This is a genomic window from Bradyrhizobium sp. ORS 111 (assembly GCF_045571485.1).
Classification (GTDB): Bacteria; Pseudomonadota; Alphaproteobacteria; order Rhizobiales; family Xanthobacteraceae; genus Bradyrhizobium.
Genome location: NZ_CP120701.1, coordinates 5,177,442 through 5,194,391, shown reverse-complemented (window position 1 = coordinate 5,194,391; position 16,950 = coordinate 5,177,442). Strand labels below are relative to the sequence as shown.

At 65.2% G+C, this 16,950-nt stretch carries 12 protein-coding genes; 5 read left to right on the top strand and 7 right to left on the bottom strand.

Annotated elements, in window-relative coordinates; genetic code table 11:
• Positions 1-49 precede the first annotated feature (49 nt).
• The 4 genes from P6U30_RS24155 to P6U30_RS24140 all read left to right on the top strand — a co-directional run bounded on the left by P6U30_RS24155 (position 50) and on the right by P6U30_RS24140 (position 7,026).
• The gene (locus tag P6U30_RS24155; RefSeq protein ID WP_407165388.1) at positions 50-1,627 is read left to right on the top strand and encodes a Do family serine endopeptidase; all 1,578 of its coding nucleotides are present in this window, start codon (positions 50-52) and stop codon (positions 1,625-1,627) included.
• 320 nt (positions 1,628-1,947) lie between these two features.
• A complete protein-coding gene (locus P6U30_RS24150; protein ID WP_407165387.1) occupies positions 1,948-2,628 on the top strand; it encodes a winged helix-turn-helix domain-containing protein in 681 nt (226 codons plus the stop codon).
• Positions 2,612-4,066, top strand: coding sequence for an ATP-binding protein (locus P6U30_RS24145; protein WP_407165386.1), 1,455 nt, complete (start codon positions 2,612-2,614; stop codon positions 4,064-4,066). The genes P6U30_RS24150 and P6U30_RS24145 overlap by 17 nt, the downstream gene beginning before the upstream one ends.
• The gene (locus tag P6U30_RS24140) at positions 4,063-7,026 is read left to right on the top strand and encodes a bifunctional [glutamine synthetase] adenylyltransferase/[glutamine synthetase]-adenylyl-L-tyrosine phosphorylase (protein ID WP_407165385.1); all 2,964 of its coding nucleotides are present in this window, start codon (positions 4,063-4,065) and stop codon (positions 7,024-7,026) included. Before P6U30_RS24145 ends, P6U30_RS24140 begins: the two co-directional genes overlap by 4 nt.
• A gap of 47 nt (positions 7,027-7,073) precedes the next feature.
• On the opposite strand, the gene P6U30_RS24135 is transcribed toward P6U30_RS24140, so the two are convergent.
• From P6U30_RS24135 to P6U30_RS24105, 7 genes are all read right to left on the bottom strand, one after another.
• Positions 7,074-7,331, bottom strand: a complete 258-nt coding sequence (locus tag P6U30_RS24135) for a hypothetical protein (protein ID WP_407165384.1) — start codon at positions 7,329-7,331, stop codon at positions 7,074-7,076.
• Positions 7,332-7,863: 532 nt separating this feature from the next.
• Complete coding sequence (locus tag P6U30_RS24130) at positions 7,864-9,297, bottom strand: hypothetical protein (RefSeq protein WP_407165383.1); 1,434 nt, start codon at positions 9,295-9,297, stop codon at positions 7,864-7,866.
• A gap of 461 nt (positions 9,298-9,758) precedes the next feature.
• The gene (locus tag P6U30_RS24125; protein WP_407165382.1) at positions 9,759-9,977 is read right to left on the bottom strand and encodes a formate dehydrogenase subunit delta; all 219 of its coding nucleotides are present in this window, start codon (positions 9,975-9,977) and stop codon (positions 9,759-9,761) included.
• Complete coding sequence (gene fdhD, locus P6U30_RS24120; protein WP_407165381.1) at positions 9,961-10,797, bottom strand: formate dehydrogenase accessory sulfurtransferase FdhD; 837 nt, start codon at positions 10,795-10,797, stop codon at positions 9,961-9,963. Before fdhD ends, P6U30_RS24125 begins: the two co-directional genes overlap by 17 nt.
• A 2-nt stretch (positions 10,798-10,799) precedes the next feature.
• Positions 10,800-13,676, bottom strand: a complete 2,877-nt coding sequence (gene fdhF / locus P6U30_RS24115; RefSeq protein ID WP_407165380.1) for a formate dehydrogenase subunit alpha — start codon at positions 13,674-13,676, stop codon at positions 10,800-10,802.
• Between the two features lie 12 nt (positions 13,677-13,688).
• Positions 13,689-15,245, bottom strand: coding sequence for a formate dehydrogenase beta subunit (locus P6U30_RS24110; protein WP_407165379.1), 1,557 nt, complete (start codon positions 15,243-15,245; stop codon positions 13,689-13,691).
• Positions 15,242-15,718 (bottom strand): formate dehydrogenase subunit gamma, encoded by a 477-nt coding sequence (locus P6U30_RS24105; protein WP_407165378.1) that lies wholly within the window; start codon positions 15,716-15,718, stop codon positions 15,242-15,244. The genes P6U30_RS24110 and P6U30_RS24105 overlap by 4 nt, the downstream gene beginning before the upstream one ends.
• Before the next feature lie 245 nt (positions 15,719-15,963).
• Between P6U30_RS24105 and P6U30_RS24100 the strand changes: the two genes are divergently transcribed.
• Positions 15,964-16,860 carry a LysR family transcriptional regulator gene (locus tag P6U30_RS24100; RefSeq protein WP_407165377.1) on the top strand — a complete coding sequence of 299 codons (897 nt, stop codon included), beginning with the start codon at positions 15,964-15,966 and terminating at the stop codon, positions 16,858-16,860.
• Positions 16,861-16,950: the final 90 nt, after the last annotated feature.

The following is a 16,950-nucleotide window of genomic DNA, read 5'->3' as shown; positions in this document are numbered from 1 at the left end:
TCAGGTGCCGGCCCTTGCACCACGATTCTGGCCTTGGAGATTTCAAGAAATGACCGACCGTCACGACCTCTCGTCCTTTCCGTCCTACAAGCAGCCGAAGCGCTCGCTGTTGTCTGCTCGCAAGTTCGCGCTGATGGCGTCAGTCGTCGCCGGTCTCGGCGCCGCCGTTTATGGCTTCAGCCCCTCGCACGATGCTTCGTTGTTTGCGACCCCGGCGCATGCGCAGGTCAACAACGAGGTCCGCAAGGTTCAGCAGCCGGTCGGCTTCGCCGACATTGTCGAGCGCGTGAAACCGTCGGTGATCTCGGTGAAGGTCAACATCCGGGAGAAGCTCTCCAAGGACGACAGCAATGAAGACTCGCCGTTCCAGCCCGGTTCGCCGATGGAGCGCTTCTTCCGTCGCTTCGGCGGTCCGGATGGTCTCCCCCCGGGTCTGCGTGGCGGACCGCGTGGTGGTGGCGTTGTGACCGGCCAGGGTTCCGGCTTCTTCATCTCGGCTGACGGCTACGCCGTGACCAACAACCACGTCGTCGACGGTGCCGACAAGGTCGAAGTCACGACCGACGACGGCAAGACCTATTCCGCCAAGGTGATCGGCACCGATCCGCGTACCGACCTTGCGCTGATCAAGGTCGAGGGCGGTTCCAACTTCCAGTTCGCAAAGCTGTCCGACAGCAAGCCGCGGATCGGCGACTGGGTGCTGGCGGTCGGCAATCCCTTCGGTCTCGGCGGCACCGTGACCGCGGGCATCGTGTCGGCCTCGGGCCGCGACATCGGCAACGGTCCGTATGATGACTTCATCCAGATCGACGCGCCCGTGAACAAGGGCAACTCCGGTGGTCCGGCATTCGACATGTCGGGCGAGGTGATGGGTGTCAACACGGCGATCTACTCGCCGTCCGGCGGCAGCGTCGGCATCGCGTTCTCGATCCCGGCCGCGACCGTGAAGAGCGTCGTCGCCCAGTTGAAGGACAAGGGTTCGGTCAGCCGCGGCTGGATCGGCGTCCAGATCCAGCCAGTGACCTCTGACATCGCCGACAGCCTCGGCATGAAGAAGGCCGAAGGCGCGCTGGTTGCCGAACCGCAGGCCAACGGCCCCGCGGCCAAGGCCGGCATCGAGTCCGGTGACGTCATCACGGCCGTCAACGGCGAAACGGTGAAGGATGCGCGCGAGCTCGCCCGCACCATCGGCGGCCTGCCTCCCGGCAATTCGGTGAAGCTGAACGTGCTGCACAAGGGCCAGGACAAGGTCGTCAACATCACGCTCGGCCAGTTGCCGAACAACCTGGAAGCCAAGGCCGATAACGAAAACAACGATCGCGGCAACTCCAACCGCGGCACCGACGTGCCGAAGCTCGGCCTGACCGTTGCGCCCGCCAACAGCGTGGCCGGTGCCGGCAAGGAAGGCGTGGTCGTGACCGAGGTCGATCCGAAGAGCGCCGCCGCCGAGCGGGGCTTCAAGGAAGGCGACGTGATTCTCGAGGTCGCCGGCAAGAGCGTCGGCACCGCCGGCGAGGTACGCGATGCGATTACTGCAGCGCGCAACGACAACAAGAACAGTGTTCTCATGCGCGTGAAGAGCGGCGGTTCGTCGCGCTTCGTGGCTGTGCCGCTGGCCAAGGGCTAACTATATGAGTTGGGAGGCGTCGCCGGCATCAGTCGCCCCCGCCGACGGCGCTTCCCGGGGGGCGGGCGCCTCGCTCGCTCCCTTCGGTGCCTTTCGATGGAATACGCCCCCCTCCGTCGGAAGGGCTCAGGGCGGTGAAGTCCCCCAGCTTCACCGCCCACTTTTTTCACCCCCGCACGATCCGGACGAATGCCAACCGGCTTTCCGGCCCGATCATGTGACGGCAACATTTCGAGAATATGCGCGGTCGTCTTGCATGTGCAGGCCGGCCGCGCCATGGTGAGAGAAGGCCAATTCCCGTGACCGCAACCGCTCCACAAATGCGCATTCTGATCATCGAAGATGACCGCGAGTCCGCCGACTATCTGGTGAAGGCATTCCGGGAAGTCGGCTATGTCGCCGATCTCGCATCCGACGGCGAGGAGGGCCTGGCGATGGCCGAAACCGGCGATTACGACGTGCTGGTCGTCGATCGGATGCTGCCGAAGCGCGACGGCCTGTCATTGATCGGGAGCCTGCGCGACAAGGGCAACCGCACGCCGGTCCTGATCCTCTCCGCGCTCGGCCAGGTCGACGACCGCATCAAGGGCTTGCGCGCCGGCGGCGACGACTATCTGCCAAAGCCCTATTCATTCGCCGAATTGCTTGCGCGCGTCGAGGTGCTGTCGCGGCGCAATGTCGGACCGGCCGAGGAGACCACGTACCGGGTCGGCGACCTCGAGCTCGATCGCCTGTCGCATCGCGTCGCCCGCGGCAAGGATGAGCTGACGCTGCAGCCGCGCGAGTTTCGGCTGCTCGAATATCTGATGAAGCATGCAGGCCAGGTGGTGACGCGCACCATGCTTCTGGAGAACGTCTGGGATTATCATTTCGATCCGCAGACCAATGTCATCGATGTGCACATCTCGCGGCTGCGCTCCAAGATCGACAAGGGCTTCGAGCGTCCGCTGCTGCACACGATCCGCGGCGCTGGGTACATGATCCGTGACGGCATTCGGTAAACTGATCCGGACCACGGCGTTTCGGCTGACGCTGGTCTATCTGTTTCTGTTTGCGCTGTTTGCTGCCTCGCTGCTGGCCTATTTCGCTTGGAACACGCGGCGTCTGATCACCGAGCAGATCGCGACGACGGTGAATGCCGAGATCGGGGAGATCACCGACATCTACAACCGCCGCGGCTTGCACGGCCTGCTGATCACGATGGGCAACCGCGCGTTGCGGCCGGGCGCCAACCTCTATCTTGTGACGGCGCCGAACGGGCAGGCGCTCGCCGGCAATGTCGGCTCGCTGGCGCCGGGCGTGATGGGCACGCAGGGCTGGTCGGAGACGGCCTATCGGCGGCTCGACGACCAGGACAAGACCGATCACCGCGCGCTGGTGCGGGTCACCGAGATGGACAACGGCTTCCGCTTGCTGGTCGGGCGCGATCTCGAGGAGCGGCGGCGGTTGTTCGGGATCGTTGCCAAGGCCGCGCAGTGGTCGATCCTCGTCGTCGTCGTGCTCGGCATTGGCGGCGGCATTTTCGTCGCGCGCCGCGTGCTGCATCGGATCGACGCCATGACTGGCACCACGAAGACCATCATGGCCGGCGATCTGTCCGGCCGGCTGCCGGTCGGCCGCAGCGGTGATGAGCTCGACCGCCTGGCGGAAAATCTCAACGCCATGCTGGAGCGCATCGAGGCGCTGATGACGGGGCTCAAGGAGGTCTCCGACAATATCGCCCACGATCTCAAGACGCCGCTGACGCGGCTTCGTAACCGCGCCGAGGAGGCATTGGCGAAGTCCGGCTGCGAGGCCGATTATCGCGCCGCGCTGGAGCGGACGATCGAGGAGTCCGACGGGCTTATCCGCACCTTCAATGCTTTGCTAATGATCGCCCGCGCCGAATCCGGCCAGGCGCGCGGCAACATGGACGATTTCGACGGTGCCGACGTCGCCAACGGTATCCACGAGCTGTACGAGCCGCTGGCCGAGGACGACGGCATGACGCTGCTGGTGAAGACGATGCCGGCGCCGATCCACGGCAACCGTGAATTGATCAGCCAGGCGCTCGCCAACCTGGTCGAGAATGCGATCAAATATGGCAAGCCCGAAGCGGGCGAGGGGTCGCCGAGCACGGCGAAAAACGAGATCCTGATCGAGGCGCGGCGCGAGGGCAACCAGGTGCTGCTCAGCGTCACCGACCACGGTCCTGGCATTCCCGAGGGCGATCGCAAGCATGCGGTGGAGCGGTTCGTCCGGCTCGAAGCGAGCCGCACCTTACCCGGGTCCGGTCTCGGCCTCAGCCTGGCCTCGGCCGTCGCAACGCTCCATGGCGGCGAGCTTCGGCTCGGCGACTCCCATCCGGGCCTGGTCGCGACCTTGGTCCTGCCCGCGCGGGTGGCCGGCAGTGACAGGCTTGCGGCTCAAACGCAGGATGTGCCACAGAAGGCGGCATGAATGCCGCCGCGCCGGGAAACGCGGATCGACAGGGACTGGCCGCGCGGTTTGCGGACGGGCCACGTGTCGCCGCGCCGCAATCCGCTGAACAGCGCCTGACCGACTGGTTCGCCGAGATCGAGCCGGCACAAGCGGACGCACTCAACGCGTTGCTCGGACATCCCTTCGCAAGGGACATCCTGCGCGGCATCGCCGAGTTCTCGCCATATCTGTTCGAACTCGCGCGTGCCGACGTCGCACGGCTGATCCGGATCCTGTCATGCGACCCGGAGTCGCACCTTGCCGCACTGATCGAAAGAACCTCGCGCGAGGTGCTCGCCGCGGGCAGCGAGGCCGACGTGATGCATCTGCTCCGCCGCTTGAAGGCGGAGGCCGCGCTCCTGATCGCACTGTGCGATATCGGCGGCGTCTGGCCGGTGATGCGGGTCACGGCCGCGCTCACCGATGTCGCCGTCGCCTCGGTGCAATCGGCGCTGCGCTACCTGCTCCGGCAGGAGGTCGCCCGGGGCCGGATGACGGCTGATGACCCCGAGCACCCCGAGATCGGCTCGGGCCTGATCGTGCTCGCGATGGGCAAGATGGGTGCCGGTGAATTGAACTATTCCAGCGACATCGACCTGATCGTGTTCTTTGATCGCTCGGCCACCTCGCTCGCCGAGGATATCGAGCCGCAGCCGTTCTTCGTGCGCGTCACCCAGGCGATGGCGCGGATGCTGCAACAGCGCTCGGGCGAGGGATACGTGTTCCGGGTCGATCTCCGGCTGCGCCCGGATCCGGCTTCGACACAGGTCGCGATCTCCACCGACGCCGCGCTGCACTACTACGAGCGTGAGGGGCGCACCTGGGAGCGCGCCGCGATGATCAAGGCGCGGCCCTGCGCCGGCGATCCCGGGGCCGGGGATGCGCTGCTTGCCGAGCTCGCACCGTTCGTCTGGCGCAAGCACCTGGATTTCGCGGCGCTTGCCGATGTGCACGACATGAAGCGGCAGATGCAGACCTATCGCGGCCAGAGCGAGATCTCGGTCGAAGGCCACAATGTCAAGGTCGGCCGCGGCGGCATCCGCGAGATCGAGTTCTTCGCCCAGACCCAGCAACTGATCGCCGGCGGCCGGCATCCGGAATTGCGCGTGCGGCCGACGCTGGAGGCTCTGAACGTTCTCGCCAACAGCAACTGGATCACCTACGAAGCGCGCGACGAGCTGACCACGGCCTACGAGTTCCTGCGCCGGGTCGAGCACCGGCTGCAGATGATCGCCGATGAGCAGACCCATTCGCTGCCGGAGCAGGCCGAAGCCGTCGAGCGCTTCGCACATTTCTTCGGTTACGAGAACCGCGAGGCCTTCGCGAAAGACCTGCTCGGCCATCTCAAGACTGTCCAGAGCCATTACGGCAAGTTGTTCGAGGGCGACGATCCGACCGGCACCGCGAAGCTGCCGCAGATCGACTATGGGGCCGGTCCCGAGGATGCCCGCCTGATCGAGCATCTCGCCAATCTCGGGTTCAAGAAACCCGTCGCCGTCGCCGGGACGGTGCAGCAGTGGATCACGGGTGACTATCGCGCATTGCGCGTCGAGGCGACGCGCGCGGCGTTCCTCGAATTCATTCCCGGGCTGATCGACGGTCTCGCGCATGCCGAAGAGCCCGATGATGCGGTGGCGGCGTTCGATCGTTTCCTGGGCGCGTTGCAGCGCGGCGGACGGCTGATCTCGCTGCTCAGCCAGAACCGCGACCTCGTCGCGCTGGTGGCGCTGATCCTGGGCGCGGCGCCGCGGCTCGGCGACATGCTTGCACGGCAGCCGCAGATCATGGACGGCCTGATCGACCCGCGCTTCTTCGGCGCGATGCCGGACAAGAAGGAACTATCCGAACGGCTCGCCACCACCTTGCAGGATGCGTCGTCCTATGAGGACTTCCTCGATCGCCTGCGGCTGTTCGGCCAGGAGAGCCTGTTTCTGATCGGCACGCGGATCTTGTCCGGCACGGTCTCGGCGCAGCACGCCAGCGTCGCGTTCGCCGATGTCGCCGAGGGCATAGTGCACACCGTGCACGGTCTCGTCACCGACCAGTTCGCCGCGCAATATGGCCGGATCAAGGGGCAGGAGACCGCGATCATCGCGATGGGCCGGCTCGGCAGCCGTGAGATGACAGCGTCCTCCGACCTCGACCTGATCCTGCTCTACGACTACGACCATGAGGCGCCGGATTCCGACGGCCAGCGTTCATTGCATGGCGCGCAGTATTTTGCCCGCTTTACCCAGCGCCTGATCAGCGCCTTCACCACGCGCACCAATTACGGCGTGCTCTATGAGGTCGACATGCGGCTGCGTCCGTCCGGGCGTGCCGGCCCCGTCGCCTCGCGGATCGACTCGTTCGCCGATTATCAGGAGCGCGAGGCCTGGACTTGGGAGCATATGGCGCTGACGCGCGCGCGGGTGATCTCGGCTGCCCCGCATGTCCGCGAGCGGATCGAGGCGATCATTCGCGGCGTGCTGACGCGGCCGCGCGATGCGGCGAGCACCGCCACCGATGTCGCCGACATGCGGCGCGCGATTGCGCTGGAGAAGGGCGAGAACGACGTCTGGGACCTCAAGCTCGCGGCGGGCGGGCTGGTCGACATCGACTTCATCGCGCAATACCTGCAGCTAGTGCATGCGGCGGCAAAGCCCGAGATCCTCAGCGTCTCGACGATGCAGGTGCTCGACAATGCCGCCAGGCTCGGGCTGCTCGGACACTCCGAAGCCGAGGTCCTGCGCTCGGCGGCGCGGCTGTATCACGACCTGACGCAAATCCTGCGACTCTGCGTGATCGGCAAGTTCAACCCGGAGACCGCCGGTGAAGACCTGCTGCGCGTGATGGCGCGGGCCGGCGACACACCGGATTTTTCCGCGCTGGAAGCGCGCCTGCGCGAGACGCAGAGCGAGGTGCGCCGCGTGTTCAACGCGATCGTGGGCGGCGGTTAGAACGGGTGCGAAGGCGTACTCGCCGCTGCGATCTTGCTGGCGAACGGTTAGATGAAATCTTCTGACGGCGCCCGTTGCGGCTCAAAGTTTTCGATGAAGATGCGGACCATCGCGCCGATCAGGAAGCAGCCCTGCAGTGCAACGACGCCGGAAATGAAGGCAACAACTCCCATCGTCAGACCGTCGGCGTGCCCGACGAAATAGGCAGCCGGGATAACGAAGAGCATCGCGAAGAGGCAGACGTAGACCCTGAAGTAGCGTCCCAGCAGCAACCCGCAGATGCCGCTCGCCAGAACGATCTCCAACATAACGCCTCCTCCATGATCCCTGCGGACGCCGCGGCGTCCCCGGCTGACTTGCGGCGACGGCCGCTGTCAGGATATCCGCCGGTAGATGCCAACATCCTGCCAAAGTCTTCAATCCCGGTAAAGTACGGCCTCGTTCAGCCGCTTCGGTGGGTCCAGCAGGCGGAGCGCCCTGGCCACCCCCCAAGAGCCAGAGCTGCCTTAACGCCAAGGGCAATGGCTGCATTTATACCACCATCGCCGCCACGGAGCGGCCCAGCGATACCTCTCCGAGGGTCGGTCAACGGCGCGGAACGCGCGATGTTCCTGGCCAGCGTCCGAACCGATCACGGAGCCCGCGAGCGCTTGATATCCGGCTGGACACCTCGACGCAGCTACCGGCTCAATTCTGAAGGTGAGCACACAGGCGGAGCGCCTATATATCGACGCGTTGGCCGCCCGATCTTTCATCGAGCGCGCTTGCGCGCGCTCGATGGTCTGTTCAGCCACACTCGTCCGGACAGGGAACGGCCGCCTGTGGCTGGCTGCCGAACTAGAGAGTGAAGAAGTGGCTGTGCAATGCCACTTGATGAGCACTCGCTGGATCCGCGTTGACGACCGAATGGTCGATCACTGCGTCGTGCCCAGTGGCGGCCGTGTGGGCTTCGTTCACGAGCGCGGCCAAGTTGCCATGGGCAGCATCTCCGCCCAGCGCGAAACTGGCCCGGCTTCCGGAATTTGCGTCGGCATGCTCCTGGAAGGCAAAAGCATTGTTGCCAATGACTCCGACTGCAGGCGCTGCGGTGCCTGGATGACTGGTTTCGGTGGGGGCGGAATTGAAATGGAAGCCGTCCTTTGCCGTCTCGACGGTCATGGTGCCTTGGGCCGCCGCGGCGTCGGGCGCGGCCGGTTGGCTGACGCTTGCGGCCTCGCTCACCGCAGAGCTGCCTGAGGTGGTCGGCGACGCCGTCGACGTCGAATCGGCTGTTGTCGCGGGTGGGTCGCCAAAGTGCTGCGCCCATGCCGCAGCCTCGAGCGGCTTATTGTCGGTGGAACCGGTGAAGCCATATGATCCGCCGGAATTCGAATCCCAGATGTTCACGAAGCTGACGTTCACCCCGGATTGATGCAGCGTATCCGAGAGCCACTTCACGAATGTCGGATTGTCGGTGAGACCCGCGCCGTCATGCGTATTGCCCGCGCCGGTCTCGGCAACAGCAAACGGCTTCCCTGTCGATTTGGCGAGATCGATCAGTTGTTGAAGCGTGGTCGCATGGCCGTCACTGCCATCGAGCGACCATTGGTTGGAAGCCGGGTAGGTGTAGTAGTGCTGAAGGTTGACCGGGTCTGACGCCCACTGCTGAACACTGGAGTCGTAGACCGGTTGCGACGAATCGAGGACTTGCCCGCTCTTGTCCCAGTCATAAAGGTGGGTCGACGAACCGTAGGGATAGACGTCGCCGTAGACGTCGGCGGCGACGATATCGACGTACTGGTCTCCGGGATATGCACTCTGGATGACATTGCCGGCGTGGCTATAGTTCGTCACGGCCGGGTTCCACGCCACCTCGATGTTCACGCCCTCGGCCGCGCCTGCCGCATGCAACACGGTGTAGATGTGCTGGAATGCCTTGACCCAATCGGCGCGCGTCGCGGCGTCGTCGCCGGCATAGGAGGGCATTGTGTTGATGTTCATCTCCCAGCCGGGCCGCCAGATCTGGGTCGTGAAGCCATTGTCGGCCCAGGCCTTCACCATGTTCGTCAGCACCGAATCGTACTGGCCGGCCGCAAAATCCTTGTAGAACTGATCCGGGGATTCCGAGCCCGATGCGGTCGAGGTCATCGGCAGTCCGATCACCGGCGTGACCCCCTTGAGCACCGGCGATTGCGCCATCGATGCTGCATTCCAGCTCGATTGACCAACCCAATCCGAAATGGGCAGGCGTTGATCGCCATACTGGTCGAGGAACTGCGGCGTGGTTTTCATCAAGGTTGAGAAAGCGTTGAAGTTCGCTTCGAAACTCGCTTCCTCGCTTGAATCGTAATAGTTCGGGTTCCCGACAAAAACGCCGAGAGGAAACGGCGTTGCGCCGCCGGCAGTGTTCTGACTCATTAGGTTTGTGCTCTCGCTGCTCTTTCTCCTTCATCGGTGTCTAAGCGGCCAATGCGTAATAATCGTGTCGGCACCGGACACCTAATCGCCGCCAGTCCGCCACGCATCTGGCGACTCAATCGCGACGTCGGCGGAGCTACGAGAATGCTGGCGCGGAAGAGCACTGCCGATGCCTTGACGGAATCCGAAGCGTCCGCTCGGGCCTTTGTTGCATGCCACGAAGCTGATCGCGGATATCCGCCATCACGCCCTGTAGGACGTAGGCGAGCTCGATGCCATTATTGTGCAGCTTGGCTGCAAGCGTGTCTTTGCACGCACCACAATTTCGTCCAGCTCTACGCCTGCTTCAGCCGTTGCAGCGCGTCGCGGACATCGGGATCAAGGCCGGCGCCACCGGCGTCGAGATGGGCGAAGATCTGCTTGCGCATCCGCGGATCCCAGAATTTCCAGATGTGCTCGGAAATGCCCTGCACCGCGCGGTCGCGCCCCTGGCTCTGGAAGAACTTTCCGATCTGGTTCGCCATATAGACGAGCTTGTCAGACGACGACGACATAAGCGGACTCCTTGCCGGCCACCGCGCCGATGACGCGTTCCGGATGCGTAAAGATTTCAAAACCGTCCGATCGAGCAATCGCGACGAGCGCGACGCCGGCGGCATCAGCCATCCGCACCGCAAGCGCGGTCGGGGCGGACACCGCGACCATCAACGGCGCGCCGATCGCCGCGGTCTTCTGCACCATCTCGACCGAGACGCGGCTGGTCAACAGCACCATGCCCTCGCTCGTCGCGATCTGCTCCCGCGCCAACGCTCCTGCGAGCTTGTCGAGCGCATTGTGCCGGCCGACATCCTCCCGCAGCGCCACGATACCACGCCCAGGCGTCCAGAACGCGGCGGCGTGCACGGCGCGGGTTTGGTGATTGATCTCCTGCAGCGGCGCGATGGCCGCCATTGCGGTCATCACCTCGCGCGGCGCAAACGATCGCCCGGCAGCTACGACCGCGGCCGGGCGAACCGCTTCAGTGATGGAATCGACGCCGCAGATGCCGCACCCGGTCGGTCCCGCAATGTGCCGGCGACGCTCGGCGATCAGCGCGGCCTTCGCCGGCTTGAGCCACATCCTGAGCTCGATGCCATCGTCGAGCTCGTCGATGTCGAGCGTCTCGATTTCGTCGGCCGATTGCACGATGCCTTCGCTGAGGCTGAAGCCGATGGCGAAATCGCCGAGGTCCTCGGGCGAGCCCATCATCACGGCGTATGTGCCGCCGTTGTAGGTCAGCGCCAGCGGCGTCTCGTCCGGGATCAGGCGCGTCCCCTCGCTGAATGCGCCGTTGCGCCAGACTTTCCGGTTCGCCTTGTGCACGGGTTCGCGCATCGCTACTCCGCGGCCTCCACGACCGGCATGATGCGGCGGGAGTGCCGCGCCTGTTCGTCATAGGCCTTCTGCCAGTCGGTCGGACCGTTCGATGGCGAGATCTGGACGGCGGTGACTTTGTACTCCGGACAGTTGGTGGCCCAGTCGGAGAAGTCGGTCGTGATCACGTTGGCCTGGGTGTCAGGGTGGTGGAACGTGGTGTAGACCACGCCGGGGGCGACGCGGTCGGTGATCAGCGCGCGCAGCGTGGTTTCGCCGGCACGGCTGGCCAGCCGCACCCAGTCGCCGTCGCGCACGCCGCGCTGCTCGGCGTCGTGGGGATGGATCTCCAGCCGGTCCTCGGCGTGCCACACCACATTGTCGGTGCGGCGGGTTTGCGCGCCGACATTGTACTGGCTGAGGATGCGGCCGGTGGTGAGCAGCAGCGGATAGCGCGGGCCGGTGCGCTCGTCGGTCGCGATATATTCAGTGATGATGAACTTGCCCTTGCCGCGCACGAAGCCGCCGATATGCATCACCGGCGTGCCCTCGGGCGCCTTCTCGTTGCAGGGCCACTGCACCGAGCCGAGTTCCTCCAGCTTGGCATAGGAGACGCCGGCGAAGGTCGGCGTCAGCGCCGCGATTTCATCCATGATCTCGGACGGATGGTTGTAGTGCATCTCGAAACCCATCGCCTTGGCGAGCAGGATGGTAACCTCCCAGTCCGCGTATCCGTTCCTCGGCGACATCACCTTGCGCACGAGCTGGATCCGGCGCTCGGCGTTGGTGAAGGTGCCGTCCTTTTCCAGGAAGGTCGAGCCGGGCAGGAAGACATGGGCGTAGTTCGCGGTCTCGTTCAGGAAGAGGTCATGGACGATCACGCATTCCATCGCCGACAGCGCGGCCACCACATGCTTGGTGTTGGGATCGGATTGCAGGATGTCCTCGCCCTGCACATAGAGCCCCATGAAGGTGCCCTCGATCGCGGCGTCGAACATGTTGGGGATGCGCAGGCCCGGCTCCTTGTTGAGCTTGACGTTCCACATCGCCTCGAACTGCTCGCGCACGGCGTCGCCCGAGATATGGCGATAGCCGGTCAGCTCGTGCGGGAACGAGCCCATGTCGCAGGAGCCCTGCACGTTGTTCTGGCCGCGCAGCGGATTCACCCCGACGCCGGGCCGGCCGACATTGCCGGTCGCCATCGCGAGGTTGGCGATCGCGATCACGGTGGTCGAGCCCTGGCTGTGCTCGGTGACGCCAAGTCCATAGTAGATCGCAGCGTTGCCGCCGGTGGCGTAGACTCGTGCGGCCTCGCGCAGATCCTTCGGATCGACACCGGTCATGATCGCGGTCGCTTCCGGGCTGTTGCTCGGCTGCGCGACGAATGCCGCCCAATCCTCGAATTCGCTCCAGTCGCAGCGCTCGCGCACGAAGGCCTCGTTGACCAGCCCTTCCGTGACGACCACATGGGCGAGCGCGGTGAGCACGGCGACGTTGGTGCCTGGCATCAGCGGCAGGTGCAGCGCCTTCACGTGCGGCGATTCGACCATCTCGGTGCGACGGGGATCGATCACGATCAGCCGCGCGCCCTGGCGCAGCCGCTTCTTCAGCCGTGAGGCGAACACAGGGTGAGCCGAGGCCGGGTTGGCGCCGATGATCATGACGACATCGGAATGCTCAACCGAATCGAAATCTTGCGTGCCCGCCGACGTGCCGAAGGTCTGCGACAGGCCGTAGCCGGTCGGGGAATGGCAGACGCGGGCGCAGGTGTCGACATTGTTGTTGCCGAAGCCGGCGCGGATCAGCTTCTGCACCAGATAGGTCTCTTCGTTGGTGCAGCGGGACGAGGTGATGCCGCCGACCGCGTCGCGGCCATATTTCTGCTGGATGCCCTTGAACTTGGCGGCGGCGAAGCCGAGCGCTTCGTCCCATGACACTTCGCGCCAGGGGTCCTCGATCCGCTCGCGGATCATCGGCTTCAGGATGCGCTCCTTGTGGGTGGTGTAGCCCCAGGCGAAGCGGCCCTTGACGCAGGAATGGCCGCGATTGGCCTTGCCATCCTTGTAGGGCACCATCCGCACCACTTCCTCGCCGCGCATTTCGGCCTTGAAGGCGCAGCCGACGCCGCAATAGGCGCAGGTGGTGACGACGGAATGCTCGGGCTGGCCGATCTCGATGACCGATTTTTCGGTCAGCGTCGCGGTCGGGCAGGCCTGCACGCAGGCGCCGCAGGAGACGCATTCGGAGCCGAGGAAGCTCTCGCTCATGCCGGGCGAAACGCGGCTGTCGAAGCCACGGCCGGCGATCGTCAGCGCGAAGGTGCCTTGGACCTCCTCGCAGGCGCGGACGCAGCGCGAGCAGACGATGCATTTCGACGGATCGTAGGTGAAATAGGGGTTGGACTCGTCCTTCGGCATCCAGGCCGGGTTGGCCGTGCCATGGGACTTGGCGAACACGTGGTTCTCGCCCTCATAGCCGTAGCGCACGTCGCGCAGGCCGACCGCGCCGGCCATGTCCTGCAATTCGCAGTCGCCGTTCGCCGCACAGGTCAGGCAGTCGAGCGGATGGTCGGAGATGTAGAGCTCCATCACGCCCTTGCGCAGCTTCTTCAGCCGCTCGGTCTGGGTGTGCACGACGAGGCCCGGCATCACGGGCGTGGTGCAGGAGGCAGGCGTGCCGGCGCGTCCCTCGATCTCGATCAGACAGAGCCGGCACGAGCCGAATGCGTCGACCATGTCGGTGGCGCACAGCTTCGGGATCTGGGTGCCGGCCTCCATCGCGGCGCGCATGATCGAGGTACCCTCGGGCACCGTGATGCTGCGCCCGTCGATGGTCAGCGTGACCATCGTCTCGGACTTCGATTGTGGCGTGCCGAAATCGGTTTCGTGGATCAGCGACATCGTGATCTCCTGTTATTCCGCGGCCTGCAGCCGGGCCGGTGCCGGGCCGAAATCTTCCCGGAAATGTTTCAGCGCGCTCATCACGGGGTAGGGCGTGAAGCCGCCGAGCGCGCAGAGCGAGCCGAACTTCATGGTGTTGCAGAGGTCCTCGACCACCGCGAGATTCTCGGCGACGCGCTCGCCATTGATGATCTTGCTGATGGTTTCGACGCCGCGGGTCGAGCCAATGCGGCACGGCGTGCACTTGCCGCAGGATTCGACGGCGCAGAACTCCATCGCGAAGCGCGCCTGCTTCGCCATGTCGACACTATCGTCGAACACCACCACGCCGCCATGGCCGATCAGGCCGTCGCGGGCAGCGAATGCCTCATAGTCGAACGGCGTGTCGAACAGCGCGCGTGGGAAATAGGCCCCGAGCGGACCGCCGACCTGCACCGCGCGCACGGGACGCCCCGTGAAAGTGCCGCCGCCGATGTCGTCGACCAGCTCGCCGAGCGTGACGCCGAACGCGGTCTCGAACAGCCCGCCGTATTTGATGTTGCCGGCAAGCTGGATCGGCATTGTGCCGCGCGACCGCCCCATGCCGAAATCGGCATAGGCCTTGGCGCCGTTGTCGAGGATGAAGGGGATCGCGGCGAACGACAGCACGTTGTTGATCACGCTGGGACGGCCGAACAGGCCCTTGTGCGCGGGCAATGGCGGCTTGGCGCGCACGATGCCGCGGCGGCCCTCGAGGCTTTCCAGCAGCGAGGTCTCCTCGCCGCAGACATAGGCGCCGGCACCGACGCGCACCTCGAGGTCGAAGTTGTGCGCGGAGCCGCCGATGCGATCGCCGAGCAAGCCGGCGCGTTTGGCGGCGGCAATCGCCGCGTTCATGGCCTCGACCGCGTGCGGATATTCCGAGCGGATGTAGATGTAGCCCTTGGTGGCGCCGACCGTGATGCCGGCAATCGTCATCCCTTCGATCACGACGAAGGGGTCGCCTTCCATGATCATGCGGTCGGCGAAGGTGCCGCTGTCGCCCTCATCGGCGTTGCAGACGATGTATTTGCGGTCGGCATTCGCCTGCGCCACCGTCTTCCACTTGATGCCGGTGGGGAAGCCTGCGCCGCCGCGGCCTCGCAGGCCCGATGCGGTGACGTCGGCGAGGATCTGGTCCGCCGTCAGCGTCAGCGCCCGCTCCAGGCCCTTGTAGCCGCCGTGGGCGCGATAGTCGTCGACCGAGCGCGGATCGACCACGCCGCAGCGCGCGAAGGTCAGGCGGGTCTGCCGCTTCAGCCAGGGAATCTCGTCCGTGGTACCAAGCCGCCGGGGATGCTGGCCGTTGCTGGTCATCGCATCGAGCAGGGCAGGGACACCAGCCGGAGCGACCGGGCCAAACGCGACGCGGCCCTGCCCAGTCGCCAGCTCGACCATCGGCTCCAGCCAGTAGAGCCCGCGCGAGCCGGTCCTGACGATCTCGATCGTGACGCTCCGCGCGGCCGCTGCCTGCGCGAACGCCAGGGCAACGTCATCGGCACCGACCGCAATCGCACCGGCATCGCGGGGAATGAATATCCGCATCGTCATCGCTGCGCCTCCGCGACCAGCGCGTCGAGCCGTGTCTCGTCGAGCCGACCGACCACGCGGCCATCGAGCATCGCTGAAGGGGCGGTGGCGCAGAGGCCGAGACAGTAGATCGGCTCCAGCGTCACGCGCTGATCCGCCGTGGTGTGGCCGAGGGAAACGCCGAGCCTGGCCTCCGCTCGCGCCGCCAGCGCGTCGCCGCCGGCGGCCTGGCAGGCCTCGGCGCGGCATAGCTTCAGGACATGACGCCCGGCCGGTTGCTTGCGGAAGTCGTGGTAGAAGGTGAACACGCCGTGCACCTCGGCGCGGGACAGGTTGAGCGCTTGCGCGACCATCGGGATCGCCGGCTCCGGCACGTAGCCGAATGCCTCCTGCAACGCGTGCAGGATGACCAGCGTGGCGCCTTCGAGCTTGGCATGCTCGGCGATGATCTCGGCGCCGCGCGCCTCGTACCAGGGTTCGTATTCCGATGTCATCCGCGCTCTCACGATCAGTTCTTCGACTGTGCGTATGAGAGTTGGAATCCTTCGAAACATCAATAAAGCCGTCTCATGCGGCGATTGCGAAACACGATTAATAGCGTGGCACAATGAGGTGATTTGGGATTGCAATAATGGCCGGAAATCACGAACTTCCGGCGCGCTTTTTGGGTTAGGATGGCGCCGCGACCGTGCTACTTGTGACTGTGTTGAGACACCGTTTTCGCGATGGGGGTTGATCCTTGATCGACAAGCTGGAACTTCTGCTGGCGCTGGCCAAGGAGCGGCATTTCGGGCGAGCCGCGGAGGCCTGCGGCGTCACCCAGCCCACCATGTCGACCAGCCTCAAGCAGCTCGAGGAAATCCTCGGCGTCATGCTGGTGCAGCGCGGCTCCCGCTTTCAGGGGTTTACGCCGGAAGGCGAACGCACGCTGGACTGGGCGCGGCGCATCGTCGGCGATGCGCGGGCGATGAAGCAGGAGATCAACAGCCTCAAGGACAAGCTGTCGGGCGAGATTCGGATCGCCGCGATCCCGACCGTGCTCGGCATGGTGGCGTCGCTGACGACGCCGTTCCGCGCCCGCCATCCCGACGTGCGCTTCCGCATCCAGTCCTGCACCTCGGCCGACGTGCTCGGCCTGCTCGAAAATCTCGAGGTCGATGCCGGGCTGACCTACATCGAGAACGAGCCGATCGGCAAGGTCCGCACCATCCCGCTCTACAACGAGAGCTATCGCCTGCTGACGGCGCCCGATGCCATGTTCGGTGACCGCAAGCAGGTGACGTGGAAGGAAGTCGGCACTGTGCCGCTTTGCCTGCTGACGCCCGACATGCAGAACCGCCGCATAATCGATCGCGCGCTGACCACGGTCGGCGGCGAGGCGACGCCGACGCTCACCTCCAATTCGCTGCTCGTGCTCTACACCCACGTGAAGACCGGTCGCTGGGCGAGTGTGATGCCGGCGAAGCTTGCCGAGACACTCGGGCTGGCCGACGCGGTCCGCAGTATCCCGATCGTCGATCCGGTTGTGGATTACAGCATCGGCATGGTGATCCCGCAGCGCGATCCGATGACGCCGCTGATCGCGGCCTTGGTGCAAGTCGCGCGCGAGGTCGCGCCGACGCTCGAGACGCAGTAGCTCTCGGCCATCAGCCGAGACGCTTCGGTGACGGTTCCCGTGTGAGACAATCGCCGGACCGGGCTCGAAGCTGTTGCGGTTTGTCTGCTC

What these genes read in the sequence shown, in the direction of transcription:
- P6U30_RS24140 (WP_407165385.1), top strand. Translation starts at nt 4,063, where the DNA reads ATGAATGCCGCCGCGCCGGGAAACGCGGATCGACAGGGACTGGCCGCG.
- P6U30_RS24125 (WP_407165382.1), bottom strand. Translation starts at nt 9,977, where the DNA reads ATGTCGTCGTCGTCTGACAAGCTCGTCTATATGGCGAACCAGATCGGA.
- fdhD (WP_407165381.1), bottom strand. Translation starts at nt 10,797, where the DNA reads ATGCGCGAACCCGTGCACAAGGCGAACCGGAAAGTCTGGCGCAACGGC.
- P6U30_RS24155 (WP_407165388.1), top strand. Translation starts at nt 50, where the DNA reads ATGACCGACCGTCACGACCTCTCGTCCTTTCCGTCCTACAAGCAGCCG.
- P6U30_RS24110 (WP_407165379.1), bottom strand. Translation starts at nt 15,245, where the DNA reads ATGACGATGCGGATATTCATTCCCCGCGATGCCGGTGCGATTGCGGTC.
- P6U30_RS24150 (WP_407165387.1), top strand. Translation starts at nt 1,948, where the DNA reads ATGCGCATTCTGATCATCGAAGATGACCGCGAGTCCGCCGACTATCTG.
- P6U30_RS24105 (WP_407165378.1), bottom strand. Translation starts at nt 15,718, where the DNA reads ATGACATCGGAATACGAACCCTGGTACGAGGCGCGCGGCGCCGAGATC.
- P6U30_RS24130 (WP_407165383.1), bottom strand. Translation starts at nt 9,297, where the DNA reads ATGAAAACCACGCCGCAGTTCCTCGACCAGTATGGCGATCAACGCCTG.
- fdhF (WP_407165380.1), bottom strand. Translation starts at nt 13,676, where the DNA reads ATGTCGCTGATCCACGAAACCGATTTCGGCACGCCACAATCGAAGTCC.